The sequence below is a fragment of the Cupriavidus numazuensis genome (assembly GCF_905397435.1).
Classification (GTDB): domain Bacteria; phylum Pseudomonadota; class Gammaproteobacteria; order Burkholderiales; family Burkholderiaceae; genus Cupriavidus; species Cupriavidus numazuensis.
The window spans coordinates 1-1,701 of sequence record NZ_CAJPVI010000144.1; the positions used below are offsets into that span (position 1 = coordinate 1).

At 69.7% G+C, this 1,701-nt stretch carries 1 protein-coding gene; it reads left to right on the top strand.

Annotated features, from left to right (window positions below; translation table 11 throughout):
• The coding region (locus KHO41_RS40885; RefSeq protein WP_211958875.1) for a non-ribosomal peptide synthetase at positions 1-1,701 on the top strand (1,701 nt) is incomplete at both ends.

Consider the following 1,701-nt stretch of genomic DNA (forward strand, 5'->3'; position numbering starts at 1 on the left):
GTCGAGACCGAAGGCTTGGTCGGCCTGTTCGTCAACAGCCAGGTGCTGCGCGCGCGGGTGTCGGGGCGCATGACGCTGGCGCAGCTGGTGCAGCAGGTGCGCGAGGCGGCGCTGGGCGCGCAGGCGCACCAGGACCTGCCGTTCGAGCAACTGGTGGAAGCGCTGCAGCCGGAACGCAGCCTGAGCGTGAGCCCGCTGTTCCAGACCATGTTCAACTACCAGCGCGAGGACCTGCGCGCGTTGCAGCAGTTGCCGGGGCTGGTGCTGTCGGACTACGCGCTGGGCGAGCGCGCGGCGCAGTTCGAGCTGGTGCTGGATGTGAGCGAGGATGCCGCCGGACAGGCGCGCGGCAGCCTGGCCTATGCCGCGGAGCTGTTCGACGCCGACACTATTGCGCGCATGGCGGAGCACTATGTGCGGCTGCTGGAAGCGCTGGTGGCCAAGCCTGAGCAGGCGGTGGGCGACGTGGCGCTGCTTGGCGATGCCGAGCGTGACCGGTTGCAGGCATGGAGCCTGAACCCGACGCGCTATGCAAACTCCGAGCCGGTGCACCGGCTGGTCGAGCGCCAGGACCCCGAGGCGCTGGCGCTGATCTTCGGCGAGCAGACGCTGACCTATGGCGAACTGAACGCACGCGCGAACCGCCTCGCGCATCGCCTGATCGCAGAAGGTGTGGGTCCCGAGGTGCGTGTCGGCATCGCGCTGCCGCGCTCGGTGGAGATGGTGGTCGGCCTGCTGGCGATCCTGAAGACGGGCGGTGCCTATGTGCCGCTCGATCCGGAATACCCGGCGGACCGGCTGGCGTACATGGTGGAGGACAGCGGCATTGCGCTGCTGCTGACGCACAGCACGGTCACCAGCCTGCCGGCCATGCGCGCGCTGCACCTCGACACGGTCGACCTCAGTGCCGAATCCAGCCTGCACCCGCGAGTGCCAGTGCACGGCGAGAACCTCGCCTACGTGATCTACACCTCCGGCTCCACCGGCAAGCCCAAGGGCGTTGGCATCAGCCATGGCGCGCTGGCCAGGCATAGCCACGCCGCGATCGAGCTTTACGCACTGACATCGGCGGACCGCACGCTGCAGTTCGCGACGCTCAACTTCGATGCCTTCGTCGACCAGCTTTTCCCGCCACTGGCAGCGGGGGCTTCGGTGGTCGTGCGCGGGCAGGATGTCTGGGACACCACCACCTTCCATCGCGAAGTGACCGGCCACGGCATCACCGTGGCGGACCTGACCACTGCCTACTGGATGTTGCTGGCGCGCGACTTCGCCACCGGCGGCCGCGATCTCGGCCAGCTGCGGCTCGTCATTACCGGCGGCGAGGCGATGCCGCCCGAGGGGGTGAAGCTCTGGTGCGACGCCGGGCTCGCGCATATCCGGCTGCTGAATGCCTATGGGCCGACCGAGGCGACGGTGACGGCCTCCGTGCTGGAATGCTCGCCCTGGCTGCAAGGCGAGGCGCCGTTGCCGGCGCACATGCCGATCGGCCGTCCGGTCGCCGGGCGCGCGCTGCGCGTGGTGGACGCCGGCTTGCGGCCGGTGCCGCCGGGCGTGCCGGGTGAACTGTGCATCGGTGGGGCACTGCTTGCGCGTGGCTACCTGCATCGTACGGGCCTGACGTCGGAGCGCTTCGTGGCTGACCCGTTCGACGCCGCAGGCGGTCGCCTGTACCGCACCGGCGACCTGGTGCGCTGGCGT